Annotated in this window: 20 protein-coding genes; 10 read left to right on the top strand and 10 right to left on the bottom strand. The window is 34.0% G+C overall.

Going from position 1 to position 19171, the window contains the following annotated elements; genetic code table 11:
• Window positions 1-147 precede the first annotated feature (147 nt).
• The 5 genes from EGH73_RS10900 to EGH73_RS10880 form a co-directional block, all read right to left on the bottom strand.
• A complete protein-coding gene (locus tag EGH73_RS10900; RefSeq protein WP_123281859.1) occupies window positions 148-1944 on the bottom strand; it encodes a ComEC/Rec2 family competence protein in 1797 nt (598 codons plus the stop codon).
• 116 nt (window positions 1945-2060) lie between these two features.
• Window positions 2061-2516, bottom strand: coding sequence for a DUF1569 domain-containing protein (locus EGH73_RS10895; protein ID WP_123281858.1), 456 nt, complete (start codon window positions 2514-2516; stop codon window positions 2061-2063).
• Complete coding sequence (lpxB, locus tag EGH73_RS10890) at window positions 2507-3622, bottom strand: lipid-A-disaccharide synthase (protein WP_123281857.1); 1116 nt, start codon at window positions 3620-3622, stop codon at window positions 2507-2509. Before lpxB ends, EGH73_RS10895 begins: the two co-directional genes overlap by 10 nt.
• Before the next feature lie 8 nt (window positions 3623-3630).
• Window positions 3631-3933 carry a type II toxin-antitoxin system RelE/ParE family toxin gene (locus EGH73_RS10885; RefSeq protein WP_089770843.1) on the bottom strand — a complete coding sequence of 101 codons (303 nt, stop codon included), beginning with the start codon at window positions 3931-3933 and terminating at the stop codon, window positions 3631-3633.
• Entirely contained in the window at window positions 3912-4139 is a 228-nt protein-coding gene (locus EGH73_RS10880) for a hypothetical protein (RefSeq protein ID WP_124801434.1), read from the bottom strand. Before EGH73_RS10880 ends, EGH73_RS10885 begins: the two co-directional genes overlap by 22 nt.
• 54 nt (window positions 4140-4193) lie before the next feature.
• Here EGH73_RS10880 and EGH73_RS10875 point away from each other — a divergent pair, with 54 nt between their 5' ends.
• Window positions 4194-4703, top strand: a complete 510-nt coding sequence (locus EGH73_RS10875; RefSeq protein ID WP_123281856.1) for a DUF2480 family protein — start codon at window positions 4194-4196, stop codon at window positions 4701-4703.
• Window positions 4704-4767: 64 nt separating this feature from the next.
• Window positions 4768-5421: a DUF937 domain-containing protein gene (locus tag EGH73_RS10870; protein ID WP_123281855.1), complete on the top strand. Its 654-nt coding sequence runs from the start codon at window positions 4768-4770 to the stop codon at window positions 5419-5421.
• 50 nt (window positions 5422-5471) lie between these two features.
• Here the strand turns inward: EGH73_RS10870 and EGH73_RS10865 are convergent, their stop codons facing one another.
• Window positions 5472-5657, bottom strand: a complete 186-nt coding sequence (locus EGH73_RS10865; protein WP_123281854.1) for a 30S ribosomal protein THX — start codon at window positions 5655-5657, stop codon at window positions 5472-5474.
• Window positions 5658-5979: 322 nt separating this feature from the next.
• Between EGH73_RS10865 and aspS the strand changes: the two genes are divergently transcribed.
• The 4 genes from aspS (at window position 5980) to EGH73_RS10845 (ending at window position 13775) form a co-directional block, all read left to right on the top strand.
• Entirely contained in the window at window positions 5980-7734 is a 1755-nt protein-coding gene (gene aspS, locus EGH73_RS10860) for an aspartate--tRNA ligase (protein ID WP_123281853.1), read from the top strand.
• 125 nt (window positions 7735-7859) lie between these two features.
• Window positions 7860-10346: a restriction endonuclease subunit M gene (locus tag EGH73_RS10855; protein WP_123281852.1), complete on the top strand. Its 2487-nt coding sequence runs from the start codon at window positions 7860-7862 to the stop codon at window positions 10344-10346.
• Between the two features lie 216 nt (window positions 10347-10562).
• Complete coding sequence (recQ, locus tag EGH73_RS10850; RefSeq protein ID WP_123281851.1) at window positions 10563-12737, top strand: DNA helicase RecQ; 2175 nt, start codon at window positions 10563-10565, stop codon at window positions 12735-12737.
• 78 nt (window positions 12738-12815) lie between these two features.
• Complete coding sequence (locus tag EGH73_RS10845) at window positions 12816-13775, top strand: Fic family protein (RefSeq protein WP_123281850.1); 960 nt, start codon at window positions 12816-12818, stop codon at window positions 13773-13775.
• Window positions 13776-13801: 26 nt separating this feature from the next.
• Here the strand turns inward: EGH73_RS10845 and EGH73_RS10840 are convergent, their stop codons facing one another.
• The gene (locus tag EGH73_RS10840) at window positions 13802-14530 is read right to left on the bottom strand and encodes an SDR family NAD(P)-dependent oxidoreductase (protein WP_123281849.1); all 729 of its coding nucleotides are present in this window, start codon (window positions 14528-14530) and stop codon (window positions 13802-13804) included.
• Window positions 14531-14675: 145 nt separating this feature from the next.
• Here EGH73_RS10840 and aroC point away from each other — a divergent pair, with 145 nt between their 5' ends.
• From aroC to EGH73_RS10820, 4 genes are read left to right on the top strand one after another with little or no spacing between them, the layout of a single operon-like run.
• Entirely contained in the window at window positions 14676-15737 is a 1062-nt protein-coding gene (gene aroC / locus EGH73_RS10835) for a chorismate synthase (RefSeq protein ID WP_123281848.1), read from the top strand.
• 6 nt (window positions 15738-15743) lie between these two features.
• A complete protein-coding gene (locus EGH73_RS10830) occupies window positions 15744-16019 on the top strand; it encodes a hypothetical protein (protein WP_123281847.1) in 276 nt (91 codons plus the stop codon).
• A gap of 8 nt (window positions 16020-16027) precedes the next feature.
• Window positions 16028-16594, top strand: a complete 567-nt coding sequence (locus EGH73_RS10825) for a thioredoxin family protein (protein WP_123281846.1) — start codon at window positions 16028-16030, stop codon at window positions 16592-16594.
• Between the two features lie 11 nt (window positions 16595-16605).
• Entirely contained in the window at window positions 16606-17163 is a 558-nt protein-coding gene (locus tag EGH73_RS10820; RefSeq protein WP_123281845.1) for a TlpA family protein disulfide reductase, read from the top strand.
• Between the two features lie 95 nt (window positions 17164-17258).
• On the opposite strand, the gene yajC is transcribed toward EGH73_RS10820, so the two are convergent.
• From yajC to EGH73_RS10805, 3 genes are read right to left on the bottom strand one after another with little or no spacing between them, the layout of a single operon-like run.
• Complete coding sequence (yajC, locus tag EGH73_RS10815; protein WP_089771019.1) at window positions 17259-17588, bottom strand: preprotein translocase subunit YajC; 330 nt, start codon at window positions 17586-17588, stop codon at window positions 17259-17261.
• Window positions 17589-17592: 4 nt separating this feature from the next.
• Window positions 17593-18090 (bottom strand): DUF1573 domain-containing protein, encoded by a 498-nt coding sequence (locus EGH73_RS10810; RefSeq protein ID WP_123281844.1) that lies wholly within the window; start codon window positions 18088-18090, stop codon window positions 17593-17595.
• A gap of 21 nt (window positions 18091-18111) precedes the next feature.
• A complete protein-coding gene (locus tag EGH73_RS10805) occupies window positions 18112-19017 on the bottom strand; it encodes a transcription antitermination protein NusB (RefSeq protein WP_089771017.1) in 906 nt (301 codons plus the stop codon).
• Between the last annotated feature and the right edge of the window lie 154 nt (window positions 19018-19171).

Raw genomic sequence — 19171 nt, 5'->3', positions numbered from 1 at the left:
AGCCTCCTGAAAGTGATTTTCAGGAGGTTTTTTATTGATTTTAAAGTAAAAAAATGCCTTCTCGACAGTGCGATTTCAAAGGCTTTTATCTCAAGTCTTCGAAAAAGCTTTTGCATTAAAAAACATTCATACGAAAACTAATTCTCACTATTTCAAATCATATTGCTTTCCTTCATAAACAAAAGCTTCCGAATCTACAGGAATATAATTGATTTTAAAATCCTTGATTCGTCTTGAAGTCAGATATGGATTAATGACAAAGTCTGAAATTTTGTCTTCATTTTTATTTTCTTTCATCCAAAAAACAACTTGATCTTTATCTTTTATACTAATGATTTTCTCTTTATTAAAACCGTGAACAAGCATTTCTGTTCTATTATACTGATAAATATTAAATGAAATTCTGACAACAAAAAATATCAGAAGACAAAATCCAAACTTCAGCAGATTCTTCGGATTGAAAAAGTCTTTGATTAAGAATTTCAAGAAATAAATAACCAAAAGTAGAATACTTAATTCAAAAATATTGAGTGAAATATTTCTCGTCATCAACGATTCGAGGCTAGAAAACCAATGAATCAATTTCAAAATATACTCAACAAAAACATCAAAAGCTTTGTAAATAACTGGAATATTACTGAATCCAAAAGCAATTAAAATCACAATCAGCAAAGAAGAAACAATGATCACTTCAGACAACGGAATAATCAAAAGATTGGCAATGATTGAAACAAAAGAAAACTGATGAAAATAATAAATTGCTAAAGGCAAAGTCGCAATCTGCGCTGCAAAAGTCATTGCAGAGATTTCATAAAAGACCTTTTCAGCTTTGAACCTTGGCTTCCTAAACAGATTTTTAATTGGATTCGTCAACCACCAAATTCCCAAAACCGCAACATAACTCAACTGAAACCCAACATCAAACAATTGATTTGAATCGAAAATCAAAAGAATAAAAGCCGATAACGCCAAAGAATGCAACAAATCTGATTTCCGCTGCAACAAAACCATCAAATAATAACACGTAATCATCAGGCAGCTTCGCATCACAGAGCTTCCATAATCTATAAAAATGGCGAATGTCCAAATCAAAAGAATACTTAGAACAATTGAAACTTTTCTGAATTTCACTGGAAGAATTTGATTAAAAATCAACAATGTTATCCAGAAAATAATAACCATATGCGAACCAGAAATTGCTAAAAGATGCACCAAGCCGGTTTGATTAAAATCTTTAACTGTTTCAGCATCCATCTCGGTTCTATCGGCGAGAATAATTCCTTTTAGAAATTCCTGAATCCTCGGAGACAAAGAAGAATGATTGATTTGATTAAGAATATCCAGGCGCTTTTGCTTGATTTTATCTTCAAAAAGAATTGAATTCTTCTCGGTTTTTAAAATATCATTCGGAAGATAAGCTTGAAAATAAACTCGTTGTCTTGCCAGATATTTTTTGTAATCAAACTGAAAATCATTTTTGGTTTCTTCAGGCTGATGAATATAAACTTCTGCCTTGTAATAATGCATAAAATCTAAAGCCTCTACATCTTTTGGAATGCTGATAACAGTTTTGAAAGGAAAATTTTCTTTTTGTTTTAAATCAGAAACCTCAAGAATTTCGACGTAATATTTCCTGTTCTTCTCATTAGAATTGAGTTTTTTATTAAGCTGAAAAACAATGGTTTCCTTTTCTTTTAAAATTGGAAGTTTAGGTTGTTGAGAATTCTGAAAATGGACAAAGATTCCAATCGAGAAAAAGAAAAATCCTAAAAGATAATATTTGATTTTTTGAAAAAAAACAGATTTTATAAAGATTGAAATTAATGAAACCCCAGAAAAAATTAAAATCAGGCAAACAAACAACCTGTCCAAAACCAGAAATTCCTGAAGAAGAATTCCCGCTATAAAAGAAAGAAGTAAAATGAGTAGAGGTTGTTTATTCATCTGCGCTTTGGGTGTTTTCTGGCTAGAATTCTAAACAACATTACACTTCATAAAACAAAACCAGATTGAATTGTAAAATACTGAGAATAAAGTTAATAAATAATTTTTAACTGGTATTATTTTTTCAGAATATCATCAATAATTTTTAAATGATGATTGGTATGAAGTTCTAAAAACCTGAGCGTTGTTTTTTTATCAAAATCGCCTAAAAAAGGATGTGTAATAAAGGATTTCGAAGGCAGATTTTTCACACCTTCTAATCTTTCTTTGGCAAGATTCAAAAGTTTTTCAACACTTTCTTTTGTAGGAATTTCTGGCGGGAAAAATTGTTTTGGCGCCTGAATTTTCCCTCTCGGAATGAGTCCAAAATTAAGAAAAACAAATTTTTTGAAGCTGAATTTCGGTTTGTAATCTTCCGGATTGGTCATCGTTAAACCTTTCAGACTGCTATTGATAATCAAAAGCGAATGTTCCAGATGCCAACCAACAGAAGCTTTGGAAACTTGTGAATTCTCTGTATCAATTTCTGGCAAAAGAGATTCTATTTTTTGAAGCTGATTTTTTATTTCCATGATTTTAGATTTACAATCAATTCTGCGGCATTTTGGCTGGCGCCGCTTCCACCGAGTTTGGTTCTTAGAATTTCGTAATTGTTTAAAACCTCGTCTCTTTTTTTGGTGTTGAGAATTTTGTTAAGTTCAATAGCGAGATTTTTAGTATTCAAATCGTTTTGGATCAATTCCGTAACAACTTCTTTGTCCATAATCAAGTTGACAAGCGAAATATATTTGATATTCTTGACCACCCTTTTCCCGATTTCATAAGAAATTCTGCTAGATTTATAGCAAACCACTTCCGGAATATTAAGCAAAGCTGTTTCTAAAGTTGCCGTTCCCGAAGTTACCAAAGCAGCTTTGGAACATCGCAGCAAATCATAAGTTCTGTTGGAAACGAAATGCACATCGTCATCCACAAACTGCTCATAAAAATCTTTATCCAAACTTGGAGCGCCGGCAATTACAAATTGATAATCGGGAAAATCATTTCTCACGGAGAGCATTGTTTCCAACATTTTAGAAACTTCCTGTTTTCTGGAACCCGGCAACAATGCAATAATTTCTTTATCGTTAAGCTGATTTTCCTTTTTGAATCCTTGAATATCAATTGGTGGTAAACCTTCAATGGCGTCAAGAAGTGGATGTCCGACAAAATGCGCTTCAACCAGATGTTTCTTATAAAAATCTTTCTCGAAAGGAAGAATCACGAGCATCTCATCAACGTATTTTTTGATGGTTTCGACACGACCTTCTTTCCAAGCCCAAAGCTGAGGTGAAATATAATAAACGACTTTAATTCCCAATTCTTTCGCAAACTTCGCAATCCTAAGATTAAATCCCGGATAATCAACCAAAATCAAAACATCAGGTTTGTTTTCTAAGATGTCTTTTTTACAAAATTTGATATTACCCAGAATGGTTTTCAGATTCTGAACCACTTCTAAAAATCCCATAAAAGCCAAATCACGGTAATGTTTGACGAGAGTTCCTCCTTGTTTCTGCATCAAGTCGCCACCCCAAAAACGAAAATCTGCGTTTTGGTCTTTTTGTTTGATGGCTTTCATTAAGTTGGAAGCGTGCAAATCGCCGGAAGCTTCGCCAGCTATGATGTAATATTTCAATCGATTAATTATTTAAGTTTCAAAATTTCGGGATTTCGTCTACCATCCCAGATTCTCGAAATCAAAACTTCTTGTTCAAAAATTTCATAGACAATCAAATATTTTTCTATGACAAGAACCCTGACATTCTCTAAATTGGTTGTATGTCCATTGTATGGAAAATCCTTCAGAGCTTCGGTTTTTCTTCTAAATAATTGATTCAGTCTTTTACTATATTCTTTAGATTTATTTTTTTTGTTCCAATACTGAAAGATTTCTTTTCTATCTTGTTGAGCCTCGAATTGCCAATTTAGTTTTCTTCTTCTAGCCATTTTTCAATGTCCTTATTCGCTTCCTCTTCTGTTAAAAAATTTCCTTTCAGATATTCTGCTTTTGCTTCTTTTATTTGAATAATTTGTTTATCAGATAAAATAAAAACTTCTTCATCCAAAAGCTTCTCGATTTTTTCCAAAGTAGCTTCATCAGAAAAATCGATTCTTTCTTTCAAGATTTTTTTGCGTTCAAGTGTAGTCATCATTTTTAAAATTTAAAAATTTTTAAACTAAATTTGTTTATTCAAAATTAATGAAAAATGTCTGAAGATTTCGAAATTATAAATAAAGTTGCAAACAGCGGATTGGTGAATTTTGATATTTCTGACCTAGTTCCGAAAGGGAAACGTTTGGGAATTGACATCAAAGATTTTCTGTGGGAAAGAATGATTCTCAAGGAAAAAGATTTCCGTGAGAAAATCAAAAACATTGACGAGGAAATCTATAAAGATGCTTATGTTTATATCTATTGTTCTGAAGATGTGATCATTCCGCTTTGGGCTTATTTTCTGATTACTTCTAAAATCACGGATGCTGCGAAGAAAATCGTTTTTGGAAACCGTGAAGATCTGGAAGTTTTGCTGATGCATAATGCGATCCAAACTTATGATTTTTCCGACCTGAGAGACAAACGTGTACTGGTTAAAGGCTGCAGTGACGAGTTTATCCCTAATAATGCTTATGTGGAATTGGTGGAACAACTAAAACCGCTTGTAAAGTCACTGATGTTTGGGGAAGCGTGTAGCAATGTTCCGATTTTTAAAAAATAATTTTTTTTTAAAAACTACATAAATCTTTTATATATTTGAACTATCACAATATAAAATATAAATTATGAGTCTATTAGACCTTATCACGGGAAGCACTGGTAATCAAGTTGCTGAACAAGTTGAAAACAAATTTGGAATCAGCAAAAATCAAATCATCGCTTTATTAGTTGTGGCTGCGCCTTTGGTCATCAGTTACTTGAAAAAGAAATCAGAAAACACAGAAGAAGCAGACAAACTGAATGCAACGCTCGACAAACATCACGACGGAAGCATCCTGAACAACCCCGCTCAAGCTCTTGACAGAGAACAAGAAGGAAACTCAATCCTTGACCATATTTTTGGAGGAAACAAAGCGAATGTAGAAAATCAATTATCTGCAAACACAGGGATTTCTATGGACAAAATCGGACCGGTTTTGGCGACTTTGGCGCCTGTTATTATGGGTTATATCGGTCAGCAAAAGCAGGCTAGTAATGTAACTTCTGGCGGTGGACTTGGAGATTTGTTAGGTGGAATACTTGGCGGTTCTGCACAGGAAGCTCAAGCTTCCAACAATCCTTTGAGTGATATTTTAGGAAGCGTTCTTGGTGGCGCTCAGCAGTCTTCCGGCGGAGGTTTGGGTGATATCTTGGGAAGTGTTCTTGGCGGTGGAAACCAGCAACAACAATCTCAACAAGGTGGACTTGGAGGATTACTGGGAAGCATTTTTGGAAAATAAATTCTTTTAAAAATATAAAAGCCGTCTCATTTTTAACGAGACGGCTTTTTTTATTCTTCAGCAGATTTTTTCGCTTTTTCAGCTTTTGGTTTCGCTGGTTTTGGCTTTGGTTCTGCTTTCGCTTTTACAGCTTTTTCTACAACTAGTACAGATTTAGAAGCTTTTCTCGGTCTTGTTTTGCCGTAGCTTCCACGTACTCTTTTTCCTCTGGTAGATTTTTGATCACCTTTTCCCATAATAATTAAGTATTTGATTGTTACGAATTTATGAATTAAATTTTAATTAGCCAATATTTTGGGCGTATCCCTCTCCAAAGCTTAGCCCACAGCTCGGGTCGGGCTATCCGTTACTATCTTTTTTCCCATCCGCTAATTCCATCCGCCAAAAAAGGATATCCACTACTATCCCTTACGCGCTGCGCCAAGATTCAACTTTTGACATCAAAAAACCTTTCATCATCAATCAAAATTATTTCTCACAAAACCCTATCTTTGCACTCGGAAATTAGCCTACTAAAAGTCTAATATCTAAAGTCTAACATCTAACATCTTAAAAAAAATGTTCCGTACACACACAAACGGCGAACTGACGCTGGCAAATCTGAATGAAAAAGTAACACTTTCCGGTTGGGTACAAACCATCCGTGACAAAGGTTTTATGATTTGGGTCGATTTGCGAGATCGTTACGGAATTACACAATTGGTTTTAGACGAAGAAAGAAGTTCAAAAGAATTATTGGAATCAGCTAAGAAATTAGGTCGTGAATTTGTGATTCAGGTTGAAGGAACTGTTATCGAACGTGCTTCCAAAAATCCAAAAATTCCCACTGGCGATATCGAAATTTTAGTTTCTGATCTAAAAATATTAAATGCTTCAGAACTTCCTCCTTTCACTATCGAAGACGAAACCGACGGTGGTGAAGAATTGAGAATGAAATACAGATATCTGGACATCAGAAGAAATCCTGTAAAAGACAAACTGATTTTCCGTCACAAAATGGCGCAGAAAGTGAGAAATTATCTTTCTGACAATGGATTCATCGAAGTTGAAACGCCAGTTTTGATTAAGTCGACTCCGGAAGGTGCGAGAGATTTCGTCGTTCCAAGTAGAATGAATCCCGGACAGTTTTATGCGCTTCCTCAATCACCACAAACTTTCAAACAATTGTTGATGGTTGGCGGAATGGACCGATATTTTCAAATTGTGAAATGTTTCCGTGACGAGGATTTGCGTGCCGACAGACAGCCGGAATTCACCCAAATCGATTGCGAAATGGCTTTTGTAGAACAGGAAGACATTATGAATGTTTTCGAAGGAATGACCAAAACCTTGTTGAAAGATATTACGGGACAAGATTTCCAAGACTTTCCAAGAATGACTTTCGCCGATGCGATGCAGAAATATGGAAACGACAAACCGGACATCCGTTTCGGAATGGAATTCGTGGAACTGAATGATTTAGTAAAAGGAAAAGATTTTAAAATATTTGATGAGTCGGAATTAGTTGTCGGAATTAATGTTGAAGGTTGTGCTGAATATACACGTAAGCAGATTGACGAATTAATAGAATGGGTCAAGAGACCCCAAATCGGTGCTACCGGAATGGTTTGGATTAAATTCCAGAACGATGGTATTGTAACTTCATCCGTTAACAAATTCTATTCTGAAGAAGATTTAAAGAAAATCGCTGAGAAATTCGGAGCTAAAGCTGGAGATTTGATGTTCTTAATGAGTGGAAATGCTGATAAAGTTAGAACTCAACTTTCAGCTTTGAGAATGGAATTAGGAAACCGTCTTGGTTTAAGGAAAGGAAATGAGTTTGCTCCACTTTGGGTTGTAGATTTCCCATTATTAGAATTTGATGAAGAATCTGGAAGATACCACGCAATGCACCACCCGTTCACTTCTCCGAAAACCGAAGATTTCCATCTATTGGAAACTGACCCAGGAAAAGCAAGAGCCAACGCTTACGATTTAGTTCTTAACGGAAATGAAATTGGTGGTGGTTCTATTAGAATTTTTGATAAAGATTTGCAGTCCAAAATGTTTGACTTGTTAGGATTCTCAAAAGAAGAAGCAGAAGCGCAGTTTGGATTCCTGATGAATGCTTTCAAATATGGCGCACCTCCGCATGGCGGATTGGCTTTCGGATTCGATAGACTGGTTGCAATCTTGGACGGAAACGAAGTGATTAGAGATTACATCGCATTCCCGAAAAATAATTCTGGACGGGATGTAATGATTGATGCACCGGCTTCGATTGCCGATGAGCAATTAGATGAATTAGAATTGAGATTGAATTTGAAAGCATAAATTAGAAGCGGAGATTTTTTTCTCGCTTTATATAATAAGTTCTTTTATAGAATTACAATAAGCAAATGACAGTTTAATCTCTTTTCTCTACATTTGTAAATTAGACAAAATCTACACATATCTAAATGGAAAAACAATATTATAACGAAGAAGAAATTAAAATTCATGTTATATTACCTTGGCTTCAGAAACTTGGTTACAAGATGGATTGTATAGAATTTGAGAAAACAATCAAAATAAATGAAGGTAGAAAAACAAAATCTATTTTTGCTGATATTGTTATTTATTCAAATAGTAAATTAGAAACTCCGTTAATTGTTATAGATGTAAAAGGTCCAAATGAAATCTTATCTAAAAGTGGCAGAGATCAGGTAATATCGTATGCAAGATTATTACCTAAAATTGCGCCAATAGCAGTCTTATCAAATGGAAAAGATTTTCATGTTTTCCAAACTTTAGACAAAACAAGATTAAAAGATTTACCCAAAAAAAATGAATTATTAAACGACTTTGTAAGTACTGTTCTCAGTAAAAATATTCAAGATGCATTAAGAGAAGAAGCCACTAAAGAACTTTTTACCATTGAAGATGTTGATGTTTTTAAAGATTTACTTAAAAAATGCCATAACATAATAAGAAACAATGAAGGTTATGATGCAATTCAAGCTTTTGATGAAATGTCTAAGGTATTATTTGCAAAAATGTATGAAGAACAGTTTAACAAAGGTAGTAATAGATTCACAACAGATATTTTTGATAAAACTCTAGCTGATTTAAGGGTAAATATTGTTCAGCAACAATTTCAAGAAATATTAAAAACTAAGGGTTTTAAAGAACTATTCCCTCCTGAAACCAAAATTGATCTTAAAGACAGAACCATTAGAGAACTGGTAAGATTCTTTGAAAAGTTTGATTTAACTCTTACTAATTTTGATGTAAAAGGTGAAGCGTTTGAATATTTTCTGGGTGATACGTTTACTGGAGGTTTAGGAGAATATTTCACACCGCGAAATGTTGTTGAGTTTGTTGTCGAATGTTTCTCTCCTAAAATTGGGGATAAAATTATAGATCCTTTTTGCGGAACTGGTGGTTTTCTGATATATGCATTTGAAATTGTTTCAGAAAAAATTAGATTAAATGAATTTTCAGATGATGAAAAAGTTAGGTGGAAAAAAGTTTTATCTGACGAGTCTTTATTTGGAACTGATTGGAAATATAGAACAGCACAAGCTTGCAAAATGAATATGATAGTTCATGGAGATGGAAATACAGGGGTTTTGCAAGCTGATGGATTCAAAGATGTAGAAGGCATTATTGAAGAAGAAAAATTCAACATCTGCTTTACAAATCCTCCTTTTGGAGCTAAAGAAACAGATGAAAAAACACTAAATCTGTTCGAATTAGGAGCAGGGAGAAAGAGTCAGGCAAGAGAAATTTTAGCAATTGAAAGATGTTTAAAACTTGTAAAAAAAGGAAAAGGATTATTAGCAATTATTTTACCCGATGGTATATTAAATGGTGATAGAAATTCTTATGTTAGAGAATTTATTCATAGAGAAGCTACAATACTTGGTGTTGTTGGCTTGAATAAGGAAACTTTTGAAGGTTATAATGCTGCAGTTAAAACTTCCATATTGTTTTTAAGAAGAAAAGACGAAATTGACGAATCGGTATCCAAAAATGTTTTTATGGCAGTATGTAAGAATACTGGATATTCAAGTAAAGGTGATCAAATATCAGGAAATCAATTACCAGATATCCTTTTTGATTTTAAAAATTATCTAAAATCTGGAAGATTTGAAAACATTCATAAATATAGTAAAATAGTAGACTTAAAAACATCTAGCGAGAGAATTGATGCTGAAAGGTATATTGATTATATGGAGCTACCCATCATTGAAAACGTTGAGGAAATCAAACGTGACAGTGAGTATAATTTCAATGACATAATTAAAATTAGTAATGATATAATCTCCGATATTTCGAACGATTCTTATTTAAAGAGTTTTAATACTAAAGATTTTAAATTCTACAAATTTCATGAATTGTTTTCACCAATAACTGACGATAAGATTTTAGAAAAAAATGTAGAATACATACAATTAGGCTTACATGGAAAAGGGAGGGGTTTATTCAAAAGAGAAACCAACAAAGGTGAAGAAATTGGAGCAAACAAATTGAATTTTCCAAAGAAAGATTGGTTAGTGTTTAGTAGATTATTTGCTAAAAATGGTTCATTTGCAATTGTGTACGAAGAATTTGAAGGAGGCACCTTATCTAATGAGTTTCCAACTTTCACATTATACAATGAAATTTATAAAAAGGCATCTCTCTTAGAGTATATAATTTTTTATTTAACTTCTCCTCAGGCAATAAATTATGTTATTAGACTAACAACAGGTTCCACCAAAGAAAGCAGAGGAAGATTCAAAGAAAACCAATTGATGGATTTTATTATTCCAATTCCAAAAAATGAGAAGTTATTTCATGAAATATGTGAGCCTATACTTAATAGACGACAATATATTAGAAACATAAACAAAGTTGTTGATTCATTAGATAATATTTCAACTTATTTGCAATTAAATCTTCCAAATATTATTGAGGATTAAGTTTTGAAACATTTCATCCCGATTGACAAAAGGTTTTATTTTCCGAAAAATTAGAAAAAGCAAACGAAATTTTAGGGAAAGCAAAATTGCCAAAAGTAACGCATTAAAAAATTGAACATTTCACAGTAAACCTCATAGTTTTCAAAAATTATGAGGTTTTTAAATTTTAAAACTTAATAATTTCATTAATTTTACTCAAACACAAAATTTTAACTGATGAACTCTCCTCTCCAAATCTTACAACAATATTTCGGCTACGACAGTTTTCGCCTCGAACAAGCCAATGCGATTGAAAATGTAATCGCTAAAAAAGACACCTTTGTTTTGATGCCAACTGGAGGTGGAAAATCGCTTTGCTATCAGGTTCCAACATTGGTTTTGGAAGGAACAGCCATTGTCATTTCTCCATTGATTGCTTTGATGAAAGACCAAGTTGATGCTTTGCGTGTCAACGGAATTTCTGCTTCGTACATCAATTCTTCGATGTCTAGTTTTGAACAAAATGAAACTTTAAGTCAATTAAAAAAAGCAGAACTCAAACTTTTATATGTTGCGCCGGAAAAACTAAGTGCCGATAATGGTTCATTTTTGAAATTCCTTAATGATATTAATATTTCTCTTTTTGCTGTAGATGAAGCGCATTGTGTTTCGCATTGGGGGCACGACTTCCGTCCGGATTATTTGTTTTTGAACAGTTTAAAAAGTCAATTTCCCAATGTCCCTATTATTGCTTTGACGGCAAGTGCAGACGAAATCACGAGGAAAGATACTATCAAACAATTGAATCTTCAAAATCCGCTGGTTTTGATTTCTTCGTTCGACAGAGCGAATATCAAATATTTTGTTCAGCCGAAAAAATCTGTCCTTCAGAATATAATTCAATACATTAATGAACATCCCGATGATTCTGGAATTATCTACTGTTTATCGAGAAAAGGAACGGAAGAAATGGCGAATAATTTGAAAGAAAATGGTATCAATTCCGCCTATTATCACGCCGGACTTTCTTCTATGGAAAGAGCAAAAGTTCAGGACGATTTCATTAAAGATAAAATAAGAGTAATGGTTGCTACGATCGCTTTTGGAATGGGAATCGACAAGAGTAATGTCCGTTTTGTGATGCACGCAGATTTACCAAAAAATATCGAAAGTTATTACCAGGAAACAGGAAGAGCCGGAAGAGATGGTTTGCCAAGTGAAGCGATTTTATTTTATTCGAATGCAGATGTGATAAAGTTGAAGAGATTTGCTTTGATAGAAGGCAATGAAGAACAATCTGACCTTATGCTGAAAAAATTGCAACAGATGACCGATTTTGCAGAGATGCAAAAATGCAGAAGGCAATATCTGATGGAATATTTTGGCGAAAAGCACGATGGCGATTGCAATTCCTGCGATTATTGTCTTAGTAATTTCGAAACTTGGGATGCCACTTTGGATTCTCAAAAATTACTGAGCGCAGTTTTCCGGCTGAAAGAACGGTATGGAAAAAATTTAATTATCGATTTTCTACGAGGTTCAAAAAGTGTGAAAATCACGGATGATATGCGAAGTTTGCCAACCTACGGAATTGGAATCAACAATGATAAAAATTATTGGCAAAACTTGATAAAGCAATTAATCATCAATGATTATTTAGCGGAATCAAAAGACGAGTTTCCTGTTTTAAAATTGACCGAAGAAAGTAAACTTATTTTATTTAAAAACAAAAAAGTAGAACTTCAAAAGGTAAAAGAATTGGCAAAAGCCGTCACAGTCAATGAAATAGAAACCCAATATCCAGAAACTGAACTGAGTCATAATTCAGAATTATTTGATAAACTTAGAAATATAAGACGGGAACAAGCCGAAAAGGAAAATGTGCCACCTTACGTTATTTTTTCTGATGCAACCTTAATGGAACTCGCCACTTATCTTCCTCAAACAAAAGAAGAACTGAATGAAATAAGTGGTTTTGGAACTTTTAAAATTGAAAAATATGGAGAACTATTTCTTTCGGTGATTGTCGAATTTTGTGAACAGAATAATTTGAGCAGTTTAATATTTAATAAAAAACCGAAGACAAAACGAGAGCCAAAAACAGTCAATAAAAGTCCATCAGGAACATTTACCACAAGCTATCAAATGTTTAAAGCTGGCAATAGCATCGAGGAAATTGCCAATATTAGAAATCTGGCGATTAATACCATCCAAAATCATTTAGTCAATTTTGTTACTGTTGGAACAATTAAACCCAGCGAATTGATGGATACAAATAAAATCGAACCGATTATAGAAGTTGCAAAAAGTCAATCCATCATATCTTTGAAAGCCATAAAGGAAGAATTGGGAGAAGATTATTCTTATTTTGAAATTCATATTGCCATTGCTTATTACAAGTCTCAATATTAAACAAGACATATCTTTAATATCGGATAAAATAATTTATAAATTAATCCGATATTAAAAAATTAATTGTAAATTCGTGGGATGAAATGGCAAGAATATCCTTATTACTTTGAAGGGCTCGAAAAACAACTTGAAAGAATTTTGCAGAAAAAAGCAGAATTAGATAAGTTGCGCCCCATTCCAACGTACGCTTTAAAAAGTATCAAAGAAAGTATGACTATCGAATGGACCTACAATTCTAACAGTATTGAGGGTAATACTTTGACTTTGCAGGAAACCAAAATGGTGATCGAAGAAGGCTTTACCATCAAAGGAAAATCTTTGCGGGAGCATTTTGAAGCTGTTAACCATCAGGAAGCCATTGAGTTTATTGAAAGCTTAGTATCGGATAGCTATATTTTGAACGAAAAAGATATTTTGAATGTTCATAATTTGGTTTTAAATAAAATTGAAAAAGATTTTGCAGGAAGATTCAGAACATCGGGTGTGAGAATTTCTGGAGCCAATTTTGTTCCGCCAAATGCGCTGAAAATAGATGATTACATAACAGAATTAATTGAGTGGGTAAATAGTTCCAACGAAAATTTTCTAATAAAATCGGCTATTTTTCATCATCGTTTTGTCTGGATACATCCGTTTTTTGATGGCAATGGAAGAACTGTGCGATTGTTATTTAATTTATTATTAATGAAAGAAGGTTTTCCGCCTGCCATTATTCTGAAAAACGATAGAAAAAAATATTATGATGCTCTGAACTCTGCCAATAACGGAGATTATTCTAAGTTGCTTTTGCTCATTTTACAAGCTTCAGAAAGGAGTTTGGACATCTATCTAAGTTCGCTAAATAATACTTATGATAACTACCGCCCGATTTCTGATATTGTAGAAGAAGAAAAATTACCTTATGGACAAGAATATGTAAGTTTACTTGCGAGAAAAGGAAAAATTGACGCTTTCAAAGAAGGTAGAAATTGGCTGACGACGAAAGAAGCTGTTTTGGATTATATCGAAAATCGAGAAAGAAAACGAATTTTAAAATAGAAGCAGAAATTTATTTTTCTGCTTTTTTATGGCAACTTAGCCACCAAAAATTCTGGTGATAATTTCAGAGTCCAATAGATGATTTTCCATTTCCAGTTAGGAACAATCTCGAATGATTTTCCCGCATTGATGATAAATTTAGCAACATAATCCGGCTCCATAATCAGATTTTTATTGAGGTCTAATCCGGCGTTGATTTTGGTATTAATGTAGCCAATCACTAGAACATTTACTATGATTTTTCTTGAGGCTAATTCTTGTCTAAGCCCGGCCAAATATTGTGTAAAAGCAGATTTTGTACTTCCATAAACAAAATTACTTTTCCGACCGCGAACGCCTGAAAGCGATGACAAACCAATAATTCTTTTTAAATTTTTATTGGATTGGTCTGTCACAATAATATTAAGAATAGAAACGGCTCCGATGTAATTGGTTTTCATCATTTCAAAAGTTCCTTCGAAGTTTCGTAATGCTTCTTGATTTTCAACCAAAAATCCTGCAGAGTAAACTACAATATTCGGTTTTACAGGCAATTCATCATAGAAATATTGATGAGAAGAAAAGTCTGTGGCATCGAAATATTTAATCTCAAATTTAGATTGATTAAGATGATTTTCATCAATAAAATCCTGCAAAGATTTTAGATTTCGGGAAGCGAGAATCACGAAATAGCCTTTACCAATGTAAAGTATGATGGCTCGTTTCGCAACATCCGAATTAGCGCCGAGAATTAGAACAGTTTTATGAGTATTCATTTCGTAAAAATAGATATTAGAAGTCAGATTTTAGATATTAGACATTTTAAAATCCGTAAATTTGTTGTTATTAAGAAATGATTCTCTTTAGAAAAAAACTTTCTTCTAAAGTCTAACATCTCATTTCTAACATCTATCTTCTATTATGTATAATGTTTTAGGAAACTTTTTAACGCTTTCTTCCTTTGGCGAAAGTCACGGAGAAGCTTATGGCGGAATTATCACCAATTTTCCGGCTGGTCTGGAAATCGATTTAGATAAAGTTCAACTCGAGCTTGACCGTAGAAAACCGGGACAATCGGCAATCGTTACTCAACGAAAAGAAAGTGATACTGTTCGATTTTTATCCGGAATCTTTGATGGAAAATCGACAGGAACTCCAATAGGCTTTATTGTAGAAAATGAAAACCAGCGTTCCAAAGATTACGACCATATTGCGCAAGCTTATCGTCCAAGTCACGCAGATTATACTTACGACCAAAAATTCGGAATTCGAGATTATCGCGGTGGCGGAAAATCATCTGCTCGTGAAACTCTGAATTGGGTTGTTGCAGGAGCTTTAGCAAAACAATTTCTTCCTGAGATTGAAATCAATGCTTATGTTTCTTCTGTTGGAGAGATTTTCTGTGAGAAACCTTATCAAGATTTGGATTTTTCTAAAACCGAAAGCAATATCGTTCGTTGTCCGGATGAGGAAACGGCCGAAAAAATGATTGAAAGAATCAAGGAAATCAAAAAAGAAGGCAACACCATTGGTGGAACCGTAACTTGTGTTATCAAAAATGTTCCGACTGGATTAGGCGAACCAATTTTCAATAAACTGCACGCAGAACTAGGAAAAGCAATGCTGAATATCAATGCCTGCAAAGGTTTTGAATATGGAAGTGGTTTCTGTGGCGCAAAGATGACAGGAAAGGAACACAACGACCTTTTCAATCAAGATGGGACAACAAAAACCAATCTTTCTGGCGGAATCCAAGGTGGAATCTCCAACGGAATGGATATCTATTTCCGAGTAGCTTTCAAACCTGTTGCGACTATTCTTCGTCCGCAGGAAAGCATCAATAAAGATGGCGAAACTGTTACTGTTGAAGGTAAAGGACGACACGACCCATGCGTGGTTCCAAGAGCGGTTCCTATCGTGGAAAGTTTGGCCGCATTTGTGTTGGCAGATATGTATTTAATCAATAAAACCAGAAAAATATAATATCAAATGAGCGAACTTGATGTTTATGATGATTTTCAGCATTATAAATATTACAATGGAGAATCGGAAAATCCTTTTTGTGGTAAAGATGAAAATCCACTCAATTTTTTGAATCCTAAAGCATTATTTTGGCATTATGAAAAACATTATTACTTCAGCCAAGATTCTCAGCATCAGGATTTAAAAAGCTTTATCAAACATTTGATCGATAACAAACTAAGCGAATATCATAGGAACACAGATGAATTGCAGGAAATGTACTACAATAATTCAATAAAATAAAATAAAGAATGGACATCAAACAATATTGGGACAACGCTGTTTCTTACACAGAATATCTTCGTGATGCCGGAGAAAGATTAGGAAATCCAAAAGATACACAAGAAGCTGATTATGCAGAATATTACCGACTGGGAATCCAAAGAATGAACAGAATCTGGGAAAAATATCTTCCAAATTCTGAACAGGTTGAAACTTTGGCTAAGAAAAAATTCAATGGGAAAATATTGATTATTTCCGAACCTTGGTGTGGCGACGCCAGTCAAGTAATTCCAGTGGTTGTTAAATTTTTTGAACAATTCGAAGTTAAAATTTCTTATCGTGACCAAGAACCAAGCTTGATTGACAGTTATTTAACTAATGGTGGAAAATCTATTCCGATTGTTATTTTCTTGGATGAGGATTTTAATGAAATTGCGCATTGGGGACCAAGACCAAAACACGGAACCGAACTTCTTAATAAACATAAAGCCAATCCTGAAGAATTTCCTAAAGAAAAATTTTATGTAGAATTGCAGACTTATTATGCTAAAAACAGAGGTTTTGATACGATTGAGGAGCTTTTGGAATTACTTTAAATTTGATTGTGATGAATTTTCTAAAAAAGAATATAATCTATATTATTCTGATTGTTGTTTTGTCCGCTTTTGCTTTGATAAAACCACTACGTGATTTTGTATCGGAACAGATTTCGATGAGCCCTACAGTGGCGAAAATCAATAATGAAACGATGCTTCCTGATGATGTTCTGAACATCGATTTGAAAGGAATCAACACGAGCAGTACAAACCTAAAAAACCTACGTGGAAAAGTTCTTTTCCTTAATTTTTGGGGAACTTGGTGTCCGCCTTGCAGAACGGAATGGCCGACGATTGAGAAACTGTATCAATTGAAAAAAGATAAATTGGAATTTGCCTTGATTGCAATGCAGGATCAGGAAGAAGATGTGAAAAAATTTCTCAAAGAAAATAATTACGCAGCACCAGTTTATATTGCAGAAAGTCCGCTGGATCCGAAAATTTTACCTTCCGTTTTTCCTACAACTTATCTTATCGGGAAAGATGGAAGAATCCTTAAAAAAGAAGATAGTTCTATGGATTGGAGCAAGGATTCAGTTTTAGAATTTATTGATCAAGTTACGAAATAATGATTTGCTAATTTGATAAATCGTTGATTTGATAATAAAACAATCGCCCGCAATCTTAGATTTCGGGCGATTTATATTTAGAATAATTGTTGAAATTATTTCTTCTTCTCTACTCCAAAAGTTTCAGGGAATCTTGCAATTGTGAAGTCTCTGGAAATAGCCGCTTTTTCGAATTTTAGTTTTCCGCTAAGCGTTTCTAAAACCACTCCATCTTCATTGATAGAAAATATAGTTCCGTGCATTCCAGAAGTTGTAACCACTTTTGCACCTGGTTTCAAAGCTTCTTGGAAAGTTTTCTCTTGCTTTTGTTTTTTCATTTGTGGACGAATCATCAGAAAATAAAATCCAACGAACATCAATCCAATCATCAATAACGTTGGCGTCATCGACTGTGCTGGAGCTGCTTGTAAAAATACTGTCAACATAATCTTATGGTAAAATGTTAGCTGAGAATGTTAATCTTACTGGTGCTTTTTCTACGTTCACAAAAACATCAGCTGCTTTGTTAACTGCTCCATCGAAATTTGTAGAATCGAAATGCAAAGTGATTTTTCCTTTTTTACTTGGCAAGATTGGCTCTTTTGTATAATCCGGAACTGTACATCCGCAACCTGGCTTCACATTAGAGATAATCAAAGGATTAGTTCCAGTATTAGTCACTTCGTAGATGTGCTCTACTTTTTCGCCTTTTTTGATGTTACCAAAATTATGTTCAGTTTCGCTGAATGCTACGGTTGTTAGTGGTTTGCTTTTAGCTTCTGCCAGCATTTCTGTATCCGCAGGGTTTTCTTGCTGAGACAGAGCGTCCACAACAGTTTCTGCCTGAGCGGAATCAAGATTTTTAGCTTCTGAAGTTTCTTCCTTCTTGTTACAAGAAAAAGCAACTGTACAAAGTACTGCAACAGCTAGTAATTTAATTGATTTCATATGTCTATATTACTTTTAGTATTAAACTCGGTCTAGATCTTTGGTGTATTTATCAAGAATACCGTTGATAAAGATATGGGATTTTTCGGTTCCGTAAACCTTAGAGACATCAATATATTCATTGATAATGATTCTGGATGCTGTAAGCGGGAAACTGTCCAGTTCCGTAATAGCTGCTACAAGAATGATTCTGTCCATAAGGGAGATTCTTTCAAGGTCCCAATTTAGTAATTTGGATTCCAGCTTTTTTTCGGTATCTTCCCAGTTGTTAAGGGAGTTGCTAAGTAGTTTTCTTGCAAAATCTTCGTCTTCGTCATCTTTAAGCATTTTGATAAGCGTGTGAGATGGTTCTGATTCTTTCATAAAACCAATGGTTTTCTGAATCATCGAATTTGCAATGTGGAAATCATCTGCCCAAGACATTTCTTTTTCCTCAAAACGATCGTGCAGATCGGTATTTTCTGCTACGTATCTTAAGAAAAGTTTTCCGAGAAACTTCTGGTCGTCCTCGAAGGAAATTTCTTCATCAGTCATATAATCTTGATATCGTTTTCCTGCTTTGATTCTCTGGAATGTTTTAACAAGCAATTCATCATTAGGATCCCAGTTCAGTTCTTTATGTTTTTCCGAGAAACTTCTTCTTTCTTCATTATCTTCTAGCTGAATCAGGATTTGGTTTCTAACGAATTTCTGATTGGGATTTTCGTTTTCAGCAGTTTTGATGAACTTGTTTTTCCCAATCTCTATCTGGTCTTCTGCAATACGCTTTAGTCCAACAAGAAAGTTGAGCTCATAGATGTAGAGATGATAAATTTTATTGATTTCTGAGAACATATTCTTCTGCAGAACATCAAATTTTATTGGATTTTGATAATAAGAATAGAGTGTTTCTACAACTTTTTCGCGGATTTGTCTTCTTCCCAGCATTTTCAAAGAGCTTTTTTGTGGCTGCAAAGATAGGGAAAAATGTCACAAAGTCATAGATAATAGGATTGAATTTGAATACGAATCAGTTGCAGCCCGAGCTGAGTGGAGCTCATCCAAAAAAAAGCTGGGAAAAGGGAGGTCACTGAAAAACCCT

Origin of the sequence: Epilithonimonas hominis (assembly GCF_003730015.1) — a bacterium.
GTDB classification, from domain to species: Bacteria; Bacteroidota; Bacteroidia; order Flavobacteriales; family Weeksellaceae; genus Epilithonimonas; species Epilithonimonas hominis.
The sequence above is the reverse complement of the archived record's forward strand: the minus strand, read 5'-3'. Positions and strand labels throughout refer to the sequence as shown.